Below are 16,971 nucleotides of genomic sequence, written 5' to 3'. Positions count from 1 at the left end.
TTGCTGCCGCAGGAGCCGCCCCCTACGCTTAATCTGATGGGTCGTCAGATTCAGCGTAAGGGGCACGCAGTGGTCAGTAGCGGTGGCAGGGAACTGCCCAAGGTCATCAGCGTGGACGATCACGTGATCGAGCCCGCGCATCTCTTCGAGACGTGGCTCCCGGCGAAGTACCGGGACAGGGGGCCGAAGCCGCTCACCGCGGGGATCGGTGACCTCCAGTACGTCGGGGGGAAGTACCGGTTCACCACCGACCCCGACGGCCAGATCACCGACTGGTGGGAGTACGAGGGCGAGCTCTTCCCGTACAAGCGCATCATCGCGGCCGTCGGCTTCTCGCGGGACGAGATGACGCTCGACGGGATCACCCGGGAGCAGATGCGACGGGGCTGCTGGGACCCGAAGGCCCGGCTGGAGGACATGGACATGAACCATGTCGAGGGCTCGCTCTGCTTCCCCACCTTCCCCCGCTTCTGCGGGCAGACCTTCGCGGAGGCCAAGGACAAGGAGGTCGGACTCGCCTGCGTGCGGGCGTACAACGACTGGATGGTCGAGGAGTGGTGCGGCGACAGCGGCGGCCGGCTCATCCCGCTGTGCCTCATCCCGCTGTGGGACATCGACCTGGCCGTCGCGGAGATCCGGCGCAACGCCGAGCGGGGCGTACGGGCCGTGACGTTCAGCGAGATCCCGACGTATCTGGGGCTGCCGTCGATCCACTCCGGGTACTGGGACCCCTTCTTCGCGGTCTGCGAGGAGACCGGGACCGTGGTGAACATGCACATCGGGTCCTCGTCGCAGATGCCGGCCGCGTCCCCCGACGCGCCCCCCGCCGTCCAGGCCGCGCTGAGCTTCAACAACGCGATGGCGTCGATGATGGACTTCCTCTTCTCCGGGGTTCTGGTGAAGTTCCCGCGGCTGAAACTGGCGTACAGCGAGGGCCAGATGGGCTGGATCCCGTACGCCCTGGAGCGCGCCGACGACGTGTGGGAGGAGCACCGGGCGTGGGGCGGGGTCAAGGACCTGATCCCGGAGCCGCCGTCGACGTACTACTACCGGCAGATCTTCTGCTGCTTCTTCCGCGACCGACACGGCATCGAGGCCATCAAGACGGTCGGTGAGGACAACGCGACCTTCGAGACGGACTACCCGCACGTCGACTCGACCTGGCCGCACACCAAGCAGGTCGCCGAGGAGCACGTGGCCGGCCTCTCGGACGAGGTCACGTACAAGCTGCTGCGCGGCAACGCCATCCGGATGCTGGAGCTGCCCTTCGACAAGAGCGCCTAGAGACAAAGGCGCCTGGAGACAAAGGCGCCTGGAGACAAAGGCGCCTGGAGACAAAGGCGCCTAGAAGGGGCGTCGGACGGGCAGGCACTGTCCATGAAGGTCTCCGTGGATTCCAACCTGTGCTACGGCTCCGGTGAATGCGTCTACCGCGTTCCGTCCGTCTTCACGGTGGCGGACGGATTCGGCGCCGTCATACCCGGCCGCGAGAACACCGGCGACGATCCGGACGTACGGGAGGCGGCCGAGCTGTGCCCGTCACAGGCGGTCAAGCTCACCGACTAGGCGCCGGCCAGCTCCACCCCGACCCCGCGAGCGCCCGCGCCCGTGCCTCCGCCACGGCCATCCGTGCCGCCCGCTCGGCGGTGTCCGCGTGCGCCGCCTGCCCGGTCGCCTGCCCTTCCCACTTGCGGTAGAGCAGCCCGACCTCGGCCGAGAACCACCCGCGGCTCACGGAGTTCAGCGCCAGCAGCAGCCCCGTGTCCTCGGACGCCGGCAGCGCCATCCAGCCGCCGAGGGCGAGCAGCAGATCCCGCCGTACGAAGAGGGTCGCCGGGTGGACCTGGGCGCGGAAACCGTTGGCCCGCCAGAAGTCGAGCACGGCCCCGCGCTCGATCGGCCCCGTCGCCGGGTCGCCGGGGAAGCCCACGGTCGAGCCGTCCGGCAGCCGGTCCAGGGCACGGGAAGTCGCCCAGCCGAGCGTGCGGTCGGCTTCGAGGGCGGCCAGGTCGCGGGCCAGGGCGCCGGGGGTGAGCTGGTCGTCGGCGTCCAGGATCTTCACGTACGTCCCCTCGGCGTGCGCGAGCGCGATCGTGCGGGCGACGCCGGGGCCGCCGGGCCGCCCCTGCCGGAAGGTGATCCGGGCGTCGTCGGGGACGTAGGGCGCGACGGCGTCGGTGCGCCCGTCCTCCTGGATCACCCAGTGCCACTCCCAGCCCTCCGGCAACTCCTGTGCGCACAGCGACGTGTGGGCCTCGGGAAGGAAGCGGGCCGAGGGGGCGTGGACGGCGGTGACGACGATGACGCGCCGGGTCACGGCGGCACTCACCACCTTTCCAGGGGGGTGGTGAAGACGAGCTCGGTACGGTCGCCGGGGAGTGTGACGCGGCAGATGTCCACCACGCGTTCGTCGATGTCGTACGAGGTCTTGCGCAGCAGGATCACCGGGGTCCCGGCCGCGAGCTCCAGCTCGCAACGCTCCTCGGGGGTCGGCGCACGCGCGGTGACCCGCTCCTCGACGCGGCCCACCTCGATGCCGACGGTGTGCAGCTGGTGCTGGGTGCCGCCGGGCCAGGGCTCGTTGGTGTGGTCCAGGAGGGCGGGGTTCGCCGCGATCATGCAGCGGACGAGGTAGGAGGTCGTGAGGCTGACCGGGGTGCTCTCGCAGGCGTGGCGGGTCCGGTAGGTGCGCTCGACGAGGGGGGTGGCCGGCGGGACGCCGAACGCCTCGGCCAGGTCCGGGGGCGCGGCGATCTCGCGGTACCGCGCGTGGAAGACGAGATTCGCGCGCTCGGACCCGGTGTCGCGTTCCGTGGCCCCGGTCCCGGCCCGCTCGGCCCAGGACGCGTGCACCCGGTTCTTCTCCCACTGGTGCCGCCGGTTGTCACGGACCACTTGGTAGACCTTCCGCACCAGGTCAGCGTACGACTCCCGGCCCGTGCGCGCCCGGTGGCGGCGACACGGAAAGGCCCGACCGCTGGCGACGGGGGATGCACCAGCGATCGGGCTATGGCCAACACTAACAAGGCTGCCTGCCCGGCGGGAGACGACTGCTGAGCCGTAGCAAGCAGGTGTGAGCGGGATCACTGGTCGCACGGAGGCTCGTACGACAGCCGCGGCAGGTACTCGTTCCACTTCTCCTTCGTCAGGACGCCGCGGGTGGTCGAGCAGATGTGGTCGATCGCGGCGTCGACGTCGAGGTTCCACAGCCGGACGGTGTCGGTGCCGCTGGACACCCCGAGCATGTGGCTCTTGGGGCTGAACGACAGGAAGTTGCCGGTCTTGGCGTTGGGGCTCATCGACTGGCCGATGGGGGAGGCGTGGGCCGGGTCGCCGGCGTCCCAGAGCCGGACGGTGTTGTCGTTGCCGCCGCTGGCCAGGGTGTCGCCGTCCTCGCTGAAGGTCAGCGACACGACCGCCTCGGTGTGGCCGGTGAGGGGCGAGCCGAGCCGGGCCGCCTTCGAGGGATCGGTGACGTTCCACAGCCGCACGGTGTCGTCGTCGCTGCCACTGGCCAGGGTGTGGCCGTCCCGGCTGTAGGCGAGCACGTTGACGGGTCCGAGGTGGCCCGTGAGCGGGGCGCCCAGGGACTTCGTACGGCGGGGGTCGGTCACGTCCCACTGCCGGACCGTGCCGTCCGCGCTGCCGCTGGCGAGGGTGTGGCCGTCCGGGCTGAAGGCGAGGGCGTTGACGTAGCCCCGGTGGCCGGTGAGCGGCGCGCCGAACGCGGTGACGCGGGACGGGTCGCTCACGTTCCACAGCTGGATGGTGCGGTCGTCGTAGGCGGTGGCCAGGATGCGCCCGTCCGGGCTGAAGGCCAGCGCGTCCGGGCCCATGAACCGGGTGCGCAGGGTGATCGGCGGGCCGTGGGAGACCGGCCGGGTCGGGTCGGTGACGTCCAGCAGGTACACCGCACGGCTTCCGGTCAGCACCGCGAGGGTGCGGCCGTCGGGCGAGAACGCCAGCGAACGCTGGCCCTCGTCGCCGGGCATGAACGGCTCGCTCAGGGACACCGGCCGGTCGGGCGTGTCCACGTTCCACAGCCGGATCCGCCCGTCGCGCGCGGCCGTGGCGAGCACCCGCCCGTCCGGCCGGAACGCCCCGCTCCGGCCGATCATGTCCGAGGTCGGGACCGACCACAGGCGCACCTTGCTGTCGCCGCTCCCGGTGGCGAGGGTGCGGCCGTCCGGGCTGAAGCCCAGCGCGTACATCTCGCCGCTGCTGCCCGCGAGCGGCTCGCCGACCTGCGCCGGGAAGGCCGGATCGCTGACGTTCCACAGGCTCGCCGTGCTGTCCGCGCTGGCGGCGGCGAGCGTCTGACCGTCGGGGCTGAAGGCCACGGACCACACGGCACCGGTGTGGCCGGTGAGCGGCCCGCCGAGGGCCTCGGCGCGACCGGGATCGGCCACGTCCCACAGCCGTACGGTGTCGTCGGCGCTGCCACTGGCGAGCGTCTGTCCGTCGGGGCTGAAGGCCACGGAGTGCACCAGACCCGTGTGGCCGGTCAGCACCGGGCCGACCCGCTTGGGACGACGAGGATCTGCCGTGTTCCACAGCCGGACCGTGTCGTCGTCGCCGCCGGTCGCGAGCGTCCGTCCGTCCGGGCTGAAGGCCACGGCCCGGACCGCGGCCGTGTGCCCGGTGAGCGCACCGAGCGCCTTCGGCCGGTCCGGGTCGGCCATGTCCCACAGGCGTACGGTCCGGTCCTCGCCGGCGGAGGCCAGGATCCGCCCGTCCGGACTGAACGCGAGCAGGTAGATGGTGCCCTCGTGGCCGGTCAGGGGCTTGCCGAGCAAGATCGGGTGCAGGGGGTCCTGCACGTCCCACAGGCGGACGGTGCCGTCGTCGCCGGCGGTGGCGAGGGTGCTGCCGTCCGGGCTGAAGACCGCGCTGCTGACCCAGCTCGTGTGACCGGTGAGCGGCTTGCCCAGGGGCTTCGGGTGCGTCGGGTTCCGGACGTCCCACAGGCGTACGGTCCGGTCGTAGCTGGCGGTGGCCAGGGTGTGCCCGCTCGGGCTGAACGAGGTGAGGTAGACCGCGCCGGTGTGGCCGAGCAGCGGGGTGGCCAGCGGCGCGTTCACGATCGCGACCAGCCGGTTGTTGGTGCCCTCGTCGCCCGGCCGCAGGTCGTGGGCCACCAGGTCGAGCTGGGCGGACAGCGAGGGGTCGGTGTACTGGACGCGGTCCGCCTCGGCGACGACCTGTTCGAACACCGCGTCGTTGCGCTGCTGCCACGCGATCAGCGCCGCGCCGACGGCCACCAGGGACAGCACGACCAGCGCCGACACCGCGCCGCGGCTGATCCAGACGGTGCGTCGGCGCAGCCTGACCGAGGCGGCCAGGAAATCCACCGCGCTGCGGGTCAGGAAGGTCTCGCCGGCGGCCTTCGCCCAGGTGTGGGCCTGTTCCAGCCGCGAACCCCGGTAGAGGAGGGACGTGTCGCGGTTCGAGCCCTCCCAGGCGCGGCCGTCCTCCTCCAGCCGCTGGCGCAGCAGATGGTCGCCCCGGCCCTCGTCGATCCAGTCGCGCAGCCGGGGCCAGGCGGTCAGCAGGGCCTCGTGGGTGATCTCCACGGTCTCCGCGTCGAGCGTCACGAGCCGGGCCCGCACCAGCGCCTCGAGCGACTCCTCCGTCTTGGCCGGGTCCCTCGACTCCTCCGCCAACTGCCGTCGCGTCCCGCGCCGCCGGGTCGCCTGGGTGTCCTCGCCGAGCCGCACCAGCCGGAGCAGCAGCAGCCGCGCGGCCGTACGCGCCGGCGGGTCCAGCGCGGACCAGGCCCGCTCGGCGGTCGCCGCCACCGCTCCCTGGATGCCGCCCGCCGCACGGTATCCGGCCAGCGTCAGCCGACCCGCCTTGCGGCGCTGCCAGGTGGCGAGCAGCGCGTGGGACAGCAGCGGCAGCACCCCCGCGTCGTGCGCGCCGCGCGGCCCGTCGGCGCTCACCTCCCGGGTGATCAGCTCCGCCAGCCCGGGCTCCATCTCCAGCCCGACGGCCTTGGCGGGCCCGGTCACCGCCTCCCGCAGCTCCGCGGTGGTCAGCGGTCCGAGCACCATGTGGCGGTGCTGGAGGGCGTCGGCCAGTTCGGGATACCCGAGGCACTGCTCGTAGAAGTCGGCCCGGATCCCGAGGACCACGAGCACGGGCGGTGGCTCACCGGGACCGGCGGGCGTGCACGCGGCGTGCAGGAACTGGATGAACGTACGCCGGTCCGCCTCGTCGGAGCAGAGCGTGAACGTCTCCTCGAACTGGTCCACGATGACGACCGGAGGCGCGGGGTTCTCGCAGCCCGCCGCCCACGCGGCGACCGCGTCCCGGACCGCCTCGGACTCCTCCGCGGCGGCCCTGACGTCCGCGAGCCCGGGGATCCGGCCGGTCAGCTCCGCGAGCGGATCGGCGCCCGGCACGAGCTGGAGCACCTCCCGCGCCGGGGCCTCGCCGTCGTCGCCCGGTGCGCCCTGCCGCAGGGCCGGCACCAGGCCGGCGTTGAGCAGGGAGGACTTCCCGGCCCCCGAGGCGCCGACGAGCATCACCAGGCCGCCTGTCTTCTCCGCCGCGCGCAGCTGGGCGACGAGGGCCTCGGTGCTGCGCTCCCGGCCGAAGAACCAGCGGGCGTCCTGCTGACGGTACGAGGCGAGCCCGCGGTAGGGGCACACGCCGGCCCGCTGCTCCTCGTCCGCCTCCGGAGAGGCGGCGGGCCGCTCGCCGGCCGGATCGGCCACCGCCCGCTCCCACAGCCGCTGCCAGTGGGCCAGGTCGTACAGCCCGGGGGCCACCGGTACGGGCCGCTCGCGGCGGGCCTGCGGTATCAGGACGTGCAGGACTGCGGACAGGGCGGCGAACTGCGCCGGTACGTTCCTGGCCCGCCGCCAGTCGCTGATCCGCTGGGCGGACACCCGTACGGCCCGCCCGCGTTCGTCGACCCGCTGAAGCCGTACGACCGCTTCGGACACGCTCTTCAGGGGAGGGTTCCCGGCCTCCCGGTACAACAGCGCGAGGCGTTCGGCGAAGGCCGTGCGTGCCCCTGAGTCGGAACTCAAGGCGTCCACCCCTTACTTCCTCCGCGCTTGGACATCCGGACCATCGCTTCACCGGACCGTCCGGACCTCTGGACCATCCGGACCGGAAAACTCACTTTATACGGCTGACCTGCGGTTAAGGATCCGGATCCGGACCGGAACCTCCTCATCGGGGCCCCCTGCTGGCAGGATCACGACGCAACAGCGCAGCAACGGGACGTCGTCCGGACCGGCCACCAGCTCAGCGCTCGGAGAGACCACTCATGCCGCCGTATGTTCTCGGTCAACTTGCGCCGGAATCACGACACGGCGCGCCGGTCTTCTTCCCTGAGCGTCAGAGCCCACCCAGAGCCGGTTGTCCGACCGGCCCGCGCTCCCACCGACCAAGACCCGGCTGCTCCACGATCCACGCCGTCACGGCACGGATCGACGCCGCCCGCATGGTTCGGCACCGGTCCCCACGAGGGGAGGGACCGGTGCCGGACGACGCGTGGTGCGGGGGTGGGTGCGGGGGATGGGACTCGGGCCGGCTCGTGGCGGTCCAGCCAGGCCGGCAGGGCGGCCGGGGACCCCGCGAAGGGCACCGTGCCCGACAACGCCAGGGCACGCGACCAGACCGGCGTGCCCCGCCACTCCTCCGGCACCAATTCGGCGCGGGTGTCCATCGGCACGATCGCGGCCCGAACCGGCCGGCCCGCTCCTCGACGGCGTACAGGCAGTCGCCGTGCCCGGCCACTCCCACGGCGACGACGGTCCGCCCGGTGTCAGGCGCTCCGGACCCCGCCTCGGCGAGACAGGCGCGAACGGCCTGGTGGGCCGTCCGCCACACGTCGGAGGCACGGCCTCGGTCGAACAGCACGGCCTTGGTCACGGTGTGCCCGGAGCCCGATCGCTCCACGGGGCAGCCCACTGTGCGCCGCCGTGCCCGGATCACCGTCTGACCTGCCCGGACGTCCGGACGGTCACGGACGGCCCTAGAGGCGCAGCAGCCGCTGGGTGAGCTCCCGGTACTGCCGCAGCGCCAGACGGAGCTCGGTCGACTCCCCCTCCGCCTCCGGGTCCCGGTCCTGCCAGTTCTCGCGAAGGACCCGCCGCAGTTCGGCGAGGGAGTTCACGAGCTGGGCGGTGGCTTCGTCGAACGCGCCCTCGGCCTGCTCCAGCGCCTCACGCGGGGTGTCGGCGAAGGCGTTGACGGCATGCCCGAGACGCGTGGCGATCTGCTCCCGCTCGTCCGCCGGGACCAGCGGCTCCGGCCCCGTGGCGCGGCGTCCGGCGACGCCCCGGGGCTGGTCCGCGGGCTGCTGGGCGCGTGTCTGGTCGTACATCATGTGTGCCGCTTTCCTGTGTGTGGTGCCGGGTGTTCCGGAGCGGCATGGCTCTGCGCCGTGCCGCCAGTCAACGTCCGGCTTCGGCCCGTGTCAACGCGGTTCCCTGCGCCGGAGGCTGTTATTACGCGGTGCGGGAGTACGGTGAACGAGGCGAGGACTCTTCGTACGAGCCCACCGCCCGTTTCTCCACCGCACAGCACCCTTCTTACAGGGGCAGCCCGTGACCCCGGCCGCGCCATCCGCATCCAGGCCGAGGAGCTCCGCATGGCGCCCCGTCCTCCCTCGCCCACGACGGTGATTCCGTCCTACGACGGAACGTCCCCCGTCACGGTGACAGCGGCGATCGTCGTACTCCACCACACGCCGACCGCGCGAGCGCCCGCCACGGCGTGGACGGCGGTCGGCCGGATCGGCCGGATCCGTCAGCCGCGGTCATACGCCTCCTCGAACGCCTCGACCGGGTGCACGACGTGCGCCGGCCGACCCCGGACCGGATCGCCGCTGGTCGCGCCCGACCCGGCCCTCCCACTTCAGCTTCAGCACGGCAGTCGAACGTCACCAGGAGCCTCCATGACCACCGCACTGCAGCCCCCGATCCCCTCCCACCCCGTACTCCGCCTGCGCCTCGCACCCCACGGCGTCCTGCCCCGGCCCATCGACGGAGCGTGGTGGCCCCGCTCCTACGACCTGCTCGCCGAACTCCCGCGACTCCTCGCCGGGTTGCCGAGGGCGTGGGGCCACATCACCAGCGTCACGGTCAACGGGGCGAAGTGGTCGGCGGCGCCCGGCCGGATGCTCGTCTCCAACCAGGTCGTGGGACTGCACAGGACCGTGACGGCGTCCGCCCCGCACACCGTGGTCCTCCTCGCGCCGGGGCGGGGGCGCTGGGATCTGTTGGTCGTACCTCCGGACATGACCGCGGCGGCGGCCGAAGCGCTGATGGCGGCGGCAGCAGCAGCGGTGGGCCACCAGGTCTGATCACATCACCATGATCAGCCGAGGCGGCCGGCCGGTGGCCCCGTAAGCCTCATGGCCCCGTACGCCTGGTACGCGCCGTATGTCCCGTACGTCTCGTACGTCTCGTCCCTCGGGCAGGTCTCGTCGGCCGGCTCCGCAGCCATGAGCGCGCTCGCGGTCATCGCCGGGTCGGTGGTCCCGCTCGCGGCGGCCATCAGCCGGGCGGCCGCGGGGGCGGCGGTCTCCGGGGGGATCACCAGGAGGTCCCAGCGGCCCGCGGTGTAGGACAGCAGCAGGATCTTGTGCGGATCCAGCTCCGAGGTGAACCAACCGACCTTCACCACATGGCCGTTGACGAAGACCTTGGGCGGGATGATCGGCCAGTACCTCGGGTTGACGGCGATCCGCGTGATCCGTCCCCAGAGCGGATCCAGCACGTCCGCCAGAGTGGAGAGTTCGCTCGTCAGGTCACGTGAACGAGGCCACCAGGCGCCGTCCAGCTCGGCAGGCACTCCGGAAGGGTTCACGGCTTTCAGCGCGAGACGCGCGGTCGGCTCCCTGAAGGGCACGGACCGCAGCGGGGGACGGGGGGTGGTCGCGGACATCGCGCGAACCTGTCTCCGGGCCCTTGCGGGTGGGCAGTTGCCCGGCGCCGTTGCTCACCGGGAACGACACCGGCATCGGGGCCGGTGCGCGAAATGCTCCCGATGGGTTCACGCTACTCCCCGAACAGGCGGAAGGAACCGCTCCAGGACGCTCAGCCGCACTGCTCCCCGTGCGGTGTCGTACGGGCGTGCGCGTACGACCGGAACGCGGCAAAGGCCTCGTCGACGCAGGTGTCTCAGCGCTCCGCCGGCACACCCTTGATCTGTTCAGAACAGGGCGTGGTTGGAACGGGAGTTCCTCGAACCGTGCGCTCAACTCGGGATGACACCACACCGGCCTGCCGTCCGCCGGTCACCGATGAGCAGCGACAGCGCGCCGCCCTCGGCCCGCAGCGCCCGCGCACACGCCTGCCCCGAATCACCGTCCCGGCCGCAGCGACCGCAGCACGTCGGCCATGCGCCCGGACACGCGCCCCGCCCGAGGAAACGCTACCCCTTCTTCGGAAGGTTTGATTCCGATTCGCTGGGCGGGCGTCCGACATCCGAAAGCGTCACACGGGCCCGTTCGTCGACAAACCGCGTCACCAGGTGCTGGGCGGCACCGAATATGACGGCCCAGGCGATGATTTGCGCACTGGAATCCAAATCGCTCAGTCCGGGGATGAACGCACCCCGAATGAGCAGCACTCCCACAAACGCTGTCAGAGCGCCGGTGGGAAATTTCAGCAAGGCCGCCGAGAGGGGCAGCATGTAGGGAGAGCTCGTTCCTTGGATCGAGCGCAGCGACGCGATGACCGTCAGAGCGGCCCCAGCGAGGCCCGCCGCCTCGATGACAAGCACGTCGACTCTCTGCGCGTAGTCACTCGCGACATTTCCGTCCTTCAGGTGGACTTCCCCGGAAGGGCACGCGGCGAATTTCTTCCCCTCGGGCAGGAAGCACATGTTGAGCGAGTCGGGGCAGAACCACCCCCAAACGGCGAGCCCACCGGCACCCAGCAGCACGAAGAAGGTCGCAATCCGTAATATCCCACTGAGGCTGCGCACTCGACTGTATTCAGCATCCAGCGCGTCGTAAGCCGTATCCAGGGCATCCATCAAGAGGATGCGGTCACCTGGCTGAACCCCTCGTTCCCCTATGCGCTCCGCGACCTCCTCGACCTTCACGCGAAGTGGGTCGTCCTTGTCGAGATGTTGTTCGGTCTTCCTGAGGACGTCGATACTTCGGCCCATCAGATCTTCGTCCGAGCACAGCGAGAGCAGCATGACATCGGCTGCACGCACATTGGCCCAGGTCCGTTCAAGAGCAGCCGCTCCAGAGAAGAGACGGCGCCGGTGATAGGTACCACGGGCTGCCTCTTCCAGATGCTGCCTGATCCCGTCCAGTGTCTTCTCGCGCCGGCATTCATCGGCGGAGTCCCTCCCCGCTCGACATGCCTCAATGCTCGCTTGTTGCCTCAGAAAAAGGATCCGAGCGCCGGCGCGCTCACGCCAGGCAGTTCTGTGCTCTCTGAACAGCACCCTGCCCCGCTCACGGAGCCCCGACCTCTGCCCCCGCTGCCCCGCCCCGTCACCGTCACCGTCAAACTCACCGTCATCGTGATGCGACCGGCCCGGCGTCGGCAGACGCGGAAGCATGCGCGAAGCAACCCACAAGAGAATAAGAAGGACCGCTTTCCCTCTGGGCCTTCTCGCGCCTTCTCCGACGTTGAAAGCTTTCCCAGTGGTCATCCCGCCCACATCCCGCTCTCCAGCGAAGACACCGGCCTTTCTCAACGTAGAGCGGATCACCGGGAGCCGCACGCCGGAAAACTTGAACGCTGCACCAGCGTTGCCGCCTCGCAACGCCCACCGACGGGGACGGAGCGGGGTGCTCTCGCCGTCAACGCAGGTCGCACCGGCCAAGTCCGCTGAACGGAGGTGGTCATTCCGTCGCGCGAGGCGCATCTTCCTGCCAGGCTCGGACCCGTGACGTACGTAGTGACCGTGGACACCAGCATCCCGGAGGACACTCCGGAGATGGACCCGCTTCAGCGCGCCGGCGCCGTGGCACTCATCGAGGACGGATTCGACTCCGTCAGGGCCGTCGAGGGCCCCGACGGAGTGCAAGTAGATCTGCTCGACACCATCGTGTCCGTTCATCCCGGCGGCGCCCTTCTGAAGGTCATCGTGGACGCACCGGCACTGGAGTTCGCCGAGGACTCGGTGCAGGCACTCGTGGACGAACTACTGGAACGCTCCGAGCTGTTGGCCGACTGGACGATCGAGCGGTGCGAGGTCGAGCTGCACCAGGACCTGGCCAAGAAGAGCCTCGACGCGGCGGAAGGCCCCCACGCCCCGCCCGCGGACCCGGCCGCCCGCAAGGCCCGCCACACCGAGAACCCAACTACCGAAGACAGCACCGGCCAGACCTACGACGCGGAACCGACCAAAGCCGCCACCGTGCGAAGCCAGATGCTGGGCTTGGCGGACGAACTGCGCTCGTTCCCCCTGACCATGTTCGGAGTGCTCAAGGACGAGAACGCCGAGCGGGAAGCCGACACACCCGCACTGGCCGGCGAATCCACCGTCCCACCGGCAAGCGCCAGACTCGCCGCAGGCGCCCTGGTCTACGCGACCGACCTCCTGGTGACCGAACTCTTCGAAGACGTACAGGTCCTGACACAGGAAGAGGCAACCGTCGCCGAATGCGAGGGCCCCTTGTGGCACCTGGAACGCCTCCCCGACCGCTACGCGCTCCAGTACGACGCCCACTTCGCCCGCCGCTTCCTGGTAACCGTGATCGCCCTGACCACCCGCTTCACCGACGGAAGCTTCCAACGCCTCAGCTGCGTCGCCGAAGAACTCGCCCTCAGATTCCTCCTGAGCCAGGCGACCACGACCCTGGAACTCCACGAACTCCTGGACGAAGACGTCTCCACCGCCCTCGACGCCTTCACCGACAACGTCTACGACGACATGGACCACGAGTGGCTCTACGACGACTCGACAGACGAAACCGACGATCCCCCCACAAGCACCGCCCTCGGAGTCGCACCCACGCCCTTCAGCTCATGGTTCACCCCATTCCACGACGGCCGATACATCCACCCGTCAGCAGCGGACGAACCCGAGGCGGCGGCACAGTGACACCCTCCGCTCAGTAAGCCCCGGGGGACGCCTGTGATCCGCGCGCTGTCACAAGTGGACGTGGCGGGCGCGAAACGCCACGACTCCCCGGAGCTCTCCAGAAACCACTCAGGGGCCTGATCCACCAAGTGGATCAGGCCCCTGACCTGGTACTTCACTGTCGGGGTGGCGGGATTTGAACCCACGACCTCTTCGTCCCGAATTAGGCCCTGGAAGATCGCCGACCTGGGGATCACGCTAAAGATGCAGGTCAGGGCGTCGGGGTGTATCGGTCTCCGGTGGTGCTCCGGGGTCGCTATCTCAAGATCGTCTCCAGGATTTCTCCATGGAGGCACGGTGAGGCTGCGTTGTGGGTTCGCTGCTTGTGCGGTCTGTGTGCACCAACCTGCGTTGCCCCCAACACGCTTTCCAACTGTCCGCGTGACCGTACGGGGGCGTCCGTGTGGGTTCAGGGGGCAGATCAGACGGTGTGCGCGTACGGCAGCGAACAGCGGCATCCTTCGGTGCACTGGACAAAGACCAGGACAAGGAGCGGCCCAGTGCCGAGGCCGGCCGCCCTGGGCTCGTACGGGGGCGTGACCCTGGCGGAATCGAGGCGTACAAGAACTGCGCAGCGGCCGGCCAGTGCCCTCGGCTGGCGCGATCTACACGGTGGCGTTGACACCAGTGAGGACAGCGGTAGGCGCGAGAGTACGCCGCCCTCGGCTTCTTGAAAGCATGAGCTTGTATCGGTCGAGTGGCACCTATACCGACTGCACGAGAGAATGGTCTTGGGCATGGATTAGGCGTGTCGTAGCGTGGCGAGGCATCCAGGGCAGCAATTAGTCGGGTAGTGAAAATGAACGATATACCTCCCGAAATCTATCCCGATTGGCTCGACTTGAAATCCTTCTACTCGGATGAGAATTTCATCTATAAATGGGAACGCCTGCCTCCCGATTGGGAGGGTTGGCCTCATCTAGAGTACAGTCGGCCAAGAGTGGCGCCCGATAAGGTTTATCACTACACGTCAGCGGCGGGTCTGCTAGGGATTATCTCAACTTGCTCCCTTCATGCAGGCGACGTTACCTTCCTGAATGATTCCCGTGAGCTGACCTATGCAGGCGATAATTTGCTACACGCCTTGCGTCAAGAACGAGAAGCAATCGCACTCAATAGTCATATGACGGCTCGGAATCTACAGCGGACGCCGCAGATCACTGCAGAGCTCAGCGAGCGGCAAAGACGCCGCGCGATTTGGGGTCGTCACTTGACAAAGCAGGGTTCCTTGGGGGCTATTAAATCACTTTCTACCCTCATTCAGGAGCTTGAGCAGATGTGCGGGCCATCAAGGTCATCGCCGCTACACGTCTACGTCTCCTGCTTCTGTGAAAATGGTGATCTTCTTAGCCAGTGGCGTGGATATGGCGGCGTGGGCGGTTACGCAATCGGCTTTCGTTCTGACGTACTGGAAAAGCGAGCCAAAGGATTTCCGGTGGCGGTATTTGAAAATGTCCGCTACGGCTTCGATGAAAGTCTGACCAGCGCTTCGGAACTCTTTCCGGAATATCTCAAGTCGGGGATGACGCTAATGGCGGACTATCTGAGGCCGCTGACGTTGATCAAGAATGACGCATTCCGGGAAGAACGTGAATGGCGCGTGATGGTAGCGCGTGACTGCATTGACGAACTGACGAAATTCAGAGTTGGCCCAGTTGGGGTTACACCCTTTGTGTCGGTGGACTTCTCCCCTGAAGACGTGGGCGAGCTGATCGTTGGCCCAGGGCCTCACTCGGCAGAGCGGGTCAACGGCACTCATCAGCTTCTTGATCGGTACGGCATGAAACACGTACGCGTCGTGCTGTCCGAGACGTCGCTGCGGTTGTAGGGGCCAGTTCCGTAGGGGAGCTGGTCAACCGAGTCCGCCATGTGGGTGCACTGATCGTTGGCCGATGCATTGACCGCCCTGTTGCGAGGCTGCGGGGTGAGGGTCGGCGACTGCTTCCCCGCTGTCCGCATGGCCGTACGGGGGCGTCCGTAGCGGTTCACGGTGTGCGTACAGCGGGTAACGGTGGCGGAGTTCCGGGTACGGCTCAGCCGTCCGCACGGGAGTCATGGCAGAGACAGCCAGCAGATTTACAGTCCCCTCAAGATCGTGCGTCAGAAGTACCGTTGACCTGCGAAAATATGGGTGTCCGCGTCGGACTAGCCTCCAGCCGTCCACACCTCGTCCAGAGACGCGCCGAGCACCGCGTATGCCAGGGCGCTACGAGTTCGTAACATCTTGTTGAGGGGTTGGTCGGGCACGATCAACGTGACGATTCGGCCGTTCATGAGGTGTGAGCACTAAGCACTCAACCGTGGGTCGTGGACGACGACTTGTGGGCGCTGATCGGTGCAGCCGCTGCTATCGCCCTGGCCGTAGATGTCGCCGGGCGGCGCACGGTGGACGACCAACTGTGTCCGCAGCTTCATCTGCCGGAGACGCCTCCAAAAAACACCGATCAGGACCGCGTTACGAGCTCTTACGAACTGAGCTCGCGGGCGCGTCGGGGCACCGCTAACGTTGATAGAAACCTCCTCCACCTACAAGAGGAGCGGCTGTCGATGTTCGAGAATATTTTCATGCAGGTAACGCATGAGGGAAACCTGAGCGCGGAGATTCGCAACCTTGCCCAATTGCGAAACGAGACGGCGGGCGAGACGATATCTGAACTGCGAGGCAGTGTTCTCGATTCGCATGGATTCCTCCTGCCCCGAGTATCGCAGCACATTGCAAACTACGGGCCCGTGCTTGAACAAGTCGACGACGCCTTCTCCGATTTCCTTCGGAGCCATTCTCCAGACTATGCGAAGCTGGAAGAGGCTGCGGCCGAGCAACTCAAACGAAATGAGCACGAGGAGCGGAAACTGAAAGCGTTTAGGGTGGAGAAGGAGGAGGCCAAAGCGCGAAGGCACCTTGGAAGCATCCCACCAATCAGCGAGAGGAAATGGCTCGGAAGATTCACATTCTTCAAGACGGTTGAAAATCCCTACGACCAAGCCGACCGAGAATACCACTCAGGCCTTGAACATCTTCAGCGAGAACGGATCCACATAGCAGAAATTTACACGGCGTTGAAGCGCATCGAGCTAGCGCGTTGGGAGGAGTGGAATGAATCTCAGCAGGCGACCGAGGCCCGCGAAATGGCTCGCGCGGAGTTGAATATCTCAGTCACTGAAGCGATAAGAACCCACTCAACTTCATGGGTAGAAAAAGAGCTGTTGTCTAGGGGAATGAACCCGAGGCAGGGGAGTAGTGCAATGCCTGAAGTAAATGAAGCCCATCGCGCGGGCCACGAGAGCCACAGAAAAGTGTTTCTGGTCCACGGGCGGAACGAAGAGATTGCCGGTGATATGCGGGCTTTCCTCCGAGCTCTCAGCCTCCAGCCGATCGAATGGTCTCAGGCAAAGGCGAGCCTCAAGCAAGGAACGCCCTATGTCGGTGACATAGTTATGGCTGGGATGGAAATGTCCAACGCTGCGGTAATACTGCTGACGCCAGATGAATTTGTAGATCTACACCCCGAATTGTCTGGTTCAGTTAGAACGAGCGCAGATTACCAAGCTCGCCCAAACGTCTACTACGAGGCTGGAATTGCTGATGCCCTCGACCGTGATCGCACGATCATCGTTGAGGTTGGAACGGTCCGACCTTTTTCAGACGTATCCGGGAGACATGTCATCCGATTCGATGGAAGCCAGCAGGCACGCTTGGACCTACGTGACGCCTTGCGGAGCGCTGACCTTTCGGTCGACGACAGCGGGCGGGACTGGATTAACGTCGGCAGCTTTGAGATAGAGGGTGCGTTAACCCCTGGCTGGCTTCGATGGTGACTGACAACTCAAACGAAGTGCCGGACTTGCGGGCCCTCTGACCGGCTGAAACCCGGGTGGGCAGAGAAGGCCCCTGCTGTCAGC

The 16,971-nt window shown here is 67.8% G+C and carries 12 protein-coding genes; 6 read left to right on the top strand and 6 right to left on the bottom strand.

Annotated features, from left to right (window positions below):
- Window positions 1-36 precede the first annotated feature (36 nt).
- Entirely contained in the window at window positions 37-1,284 is a 1,248-nt protein-coding gene (locus OG252_RS23950) for an amidohydrolase family protein (protein ID WP_329338559.1), read from the top strand.
- 105 nt (window positions 1,285-1,389) lie between these two features.
- Complete coding sequence (locus OG252_RS23945; RefSeq protein ID WP_373464363.1) at window positions 1,390-1,566, top strand: ferredoxin; 177 nt, start codon at window positions 1,390-1,392, stop codon at window positions 1,564-1,566.
- Here OG252_RS23945 and OG252_RS23940 read toward each other — a convergent pair.
- The 4 genes from OG252_RS23940 to OG252_RS23925 all read right to left on the bottom strand — a co-directional run bounded on the left by OG252_RS23940 (window position 1,556) and on the right by OG252_RS23925 (window position 8,344).
- Window positions 1,556-2,329 carry a glycosyltransferase family 2 protein gene (locus tag OG252_RS23940; RefSeq protein WP_266436118.1) on the bottom strand — a complete coding sequence of 258 codons (774 nt, stop codon included), beginning with the start codon at window positions 2,327-2,329 and terminating at the stop codon, window positions 1,556-1,558. The two genes, OG252_RS23945 and OG252_RS23940, sit on opposite strands and share 11 nt — an antisense overlap.
- Window positions 2,326-2,916 carry a UTRA domain-containing protein gene (locus tag OG252_RS23935; RefSeq protein WP_329345187.1) on the bottom strand — a complete coding sequence of 197 codons (591 nt, stop codon included), beginning with the start codon at window positions 2,914-2,916 and terminating at the stop codon, window positions 2,326-2,328. Before OG252_RS23935 ends, OG252_RS23940 begins: the two co-directional genes overlap by 4 nt.
- 167 nt (window positions 2,917-3,083) lie before the next feature.
- Window positions 3,084-7,046, bottom strand: a complete 3,963-nt coding sequence (locus OG252_RS23930) for a WD40 repeat domain-containing protein (protein WP_329338555.1) — start codon at window positions 7,044-7,046, stop codon at window positions 3,084-3,086.
- A 944-nt stretch (window positions 7,047-7,990) separates the two neighbouring features.
- Entirely contained in the window at window positions 7,991-8,344 is a 354-nt protein-coding gene (locus OG252_RS23925) for a hypothetical protein (RefSeq protein ID WP_266436114.1), read from the bottom strand.
- 570 nt (window positions 8,345-8,914) lie between these two features.
- Between OG252_RS23925 and OG252_RS23920 the strand changes: the two genes are divergently transcribed.
- Window positions 8,915-9,322: a DUF5994 family protein gene (locus tag OG252_RS23920; protein WP_329338552.1), complete on the top strand. Its 408-nt coding sequence runs from the start codon at window positions 8,915-8,917 to the stop codon at window positions 9,320-9,322.
- A 14-nt stretch (window positions 9,323-9,336) separates the two neighbouring features.
- Here OG252_RS23920 and OG252_RS23915 read toward each other — a convergent pair whose 3' ends face one another.
- Both OG252_RS23915 and OG252_RS23910 read right to left on the bottom strand, forming a co-directional pair.
- Complete coding sequence (locus tag OG252_RS23915) at window positions 9,337-9,906, bottom strand: DUF5994 family protein (protein ID WP_329338550.1); 570 nt, start codon at window positions 9,904-9,906, stop codon at window positions 9,337-9,339.
- Between the two features lie 489 nt (window positions 9,907-10,395).
- Complete coding sequence (locus OG252_RS23910) at window positions 10,396-11,169, bottom strand: hypothetical protein (RefSeq protein WP_266436108.1); 774 nt, start codon at window positions 11,167-11,169, stop codon at window positions 10,396-10,398.
- Window positions 11,170-11,871: 702 nt separating this feature from the next.
- On the opposite strand from OG252_RS23910, the gene OG252_RS23905 reads away from it, so the two are divergent.
- From OG252_RS23905 to OG252_RS23895, 3 genes are all read left to right on the top strand, one after another.
- Entirely contained in the window at window positions 11,872-13,032 is a 1,161-nt protein-coding gene (locus OG252_RS23905; RefSeq protein ID WP_329338547.1) for a hypothetical protein, read from the top strand.
- Window positions 13,033-13,870: 838 nt separating this feature from the next.
- Entirely contained in the window at window positions 13,871-14,899 is a 1,029-nt protein-coding gene (locus tag OG252_RS23900; protein WP_329338545.1) for a DUF2971 domain-containing protein, read from the top strand.
- 479 nt (window positions 14,900-15,378) lie between these two features.
- Window positions 15,379-16,887, top strand: coding sequence for a nucleotide-binding protein (locus tag OG252_RS23895; RefSeq protein ID WP_329338543.1), 1,509 nt, complete (start codon window positions 15,379-15,381; stop codon window positions 16,885-16,887).
- Window positions 16,888-16,971: the final 84 nt, after the last annotated feature.

Origin of the sequence: Streptomyces sp. NBC_01352 (assembly GCF_036237295.1) — a bacterium.
Lineage (GTDB): Bacteria > Actinomycetota > Actinomycetes > Streptomycetales > Streptomycetaceae > Streptomyces > Streptomyces plumbiresistens.
The sequence above is the reverse complement of the archived record's forward strand: the minus strand, read 5'-3'. Positions and strand labels throughout refer to the sequence as shown.

Coding starts and splice junctions, on each gene's coding strand:
- OG252_RS23950 (WP_329338559.1), top strand. CDS start 37: ATGGGTCGTCAGATTCAGCGTAAGGGGCACGCAGTGGTCAGTAGCGGT.
- OG252_RS23925 (WP_266436114.1), bottom strand. CDS start 8,344: ATGATGTACGACCAGACACGCGCCCAGCAGCCCGCGGACCAGCCCCGG.
- OG252_RS23920 (WP_329338552.1), top strand. CDS start 8,915: ATGACCACCGCACTGCAGCCCCCGATCCCCTCCCACCCCGTACTCCGC.
- OG252_RS23915 (WP_329338550.1), bottom strand. CDS start 9,906: ATGTCCGCGACCACCCCCCGTCCCCCGCTGCGGTCCGTGCCCTTCAGG.
- OG252_RS23910 (WP_266436108.1), bottom strand. CDS start 11,169: ATGCTGCTCTCGCTGTGCTCGGACGAAGATCTGATGGGCCGAAGTATC.
- OG252_RS23900 (WP_329338545.1), top strand. CDS start 13,871: ATGAACGATATACCTCCCGAAATCTATCCCGATTGGCTCGACTTGAAA.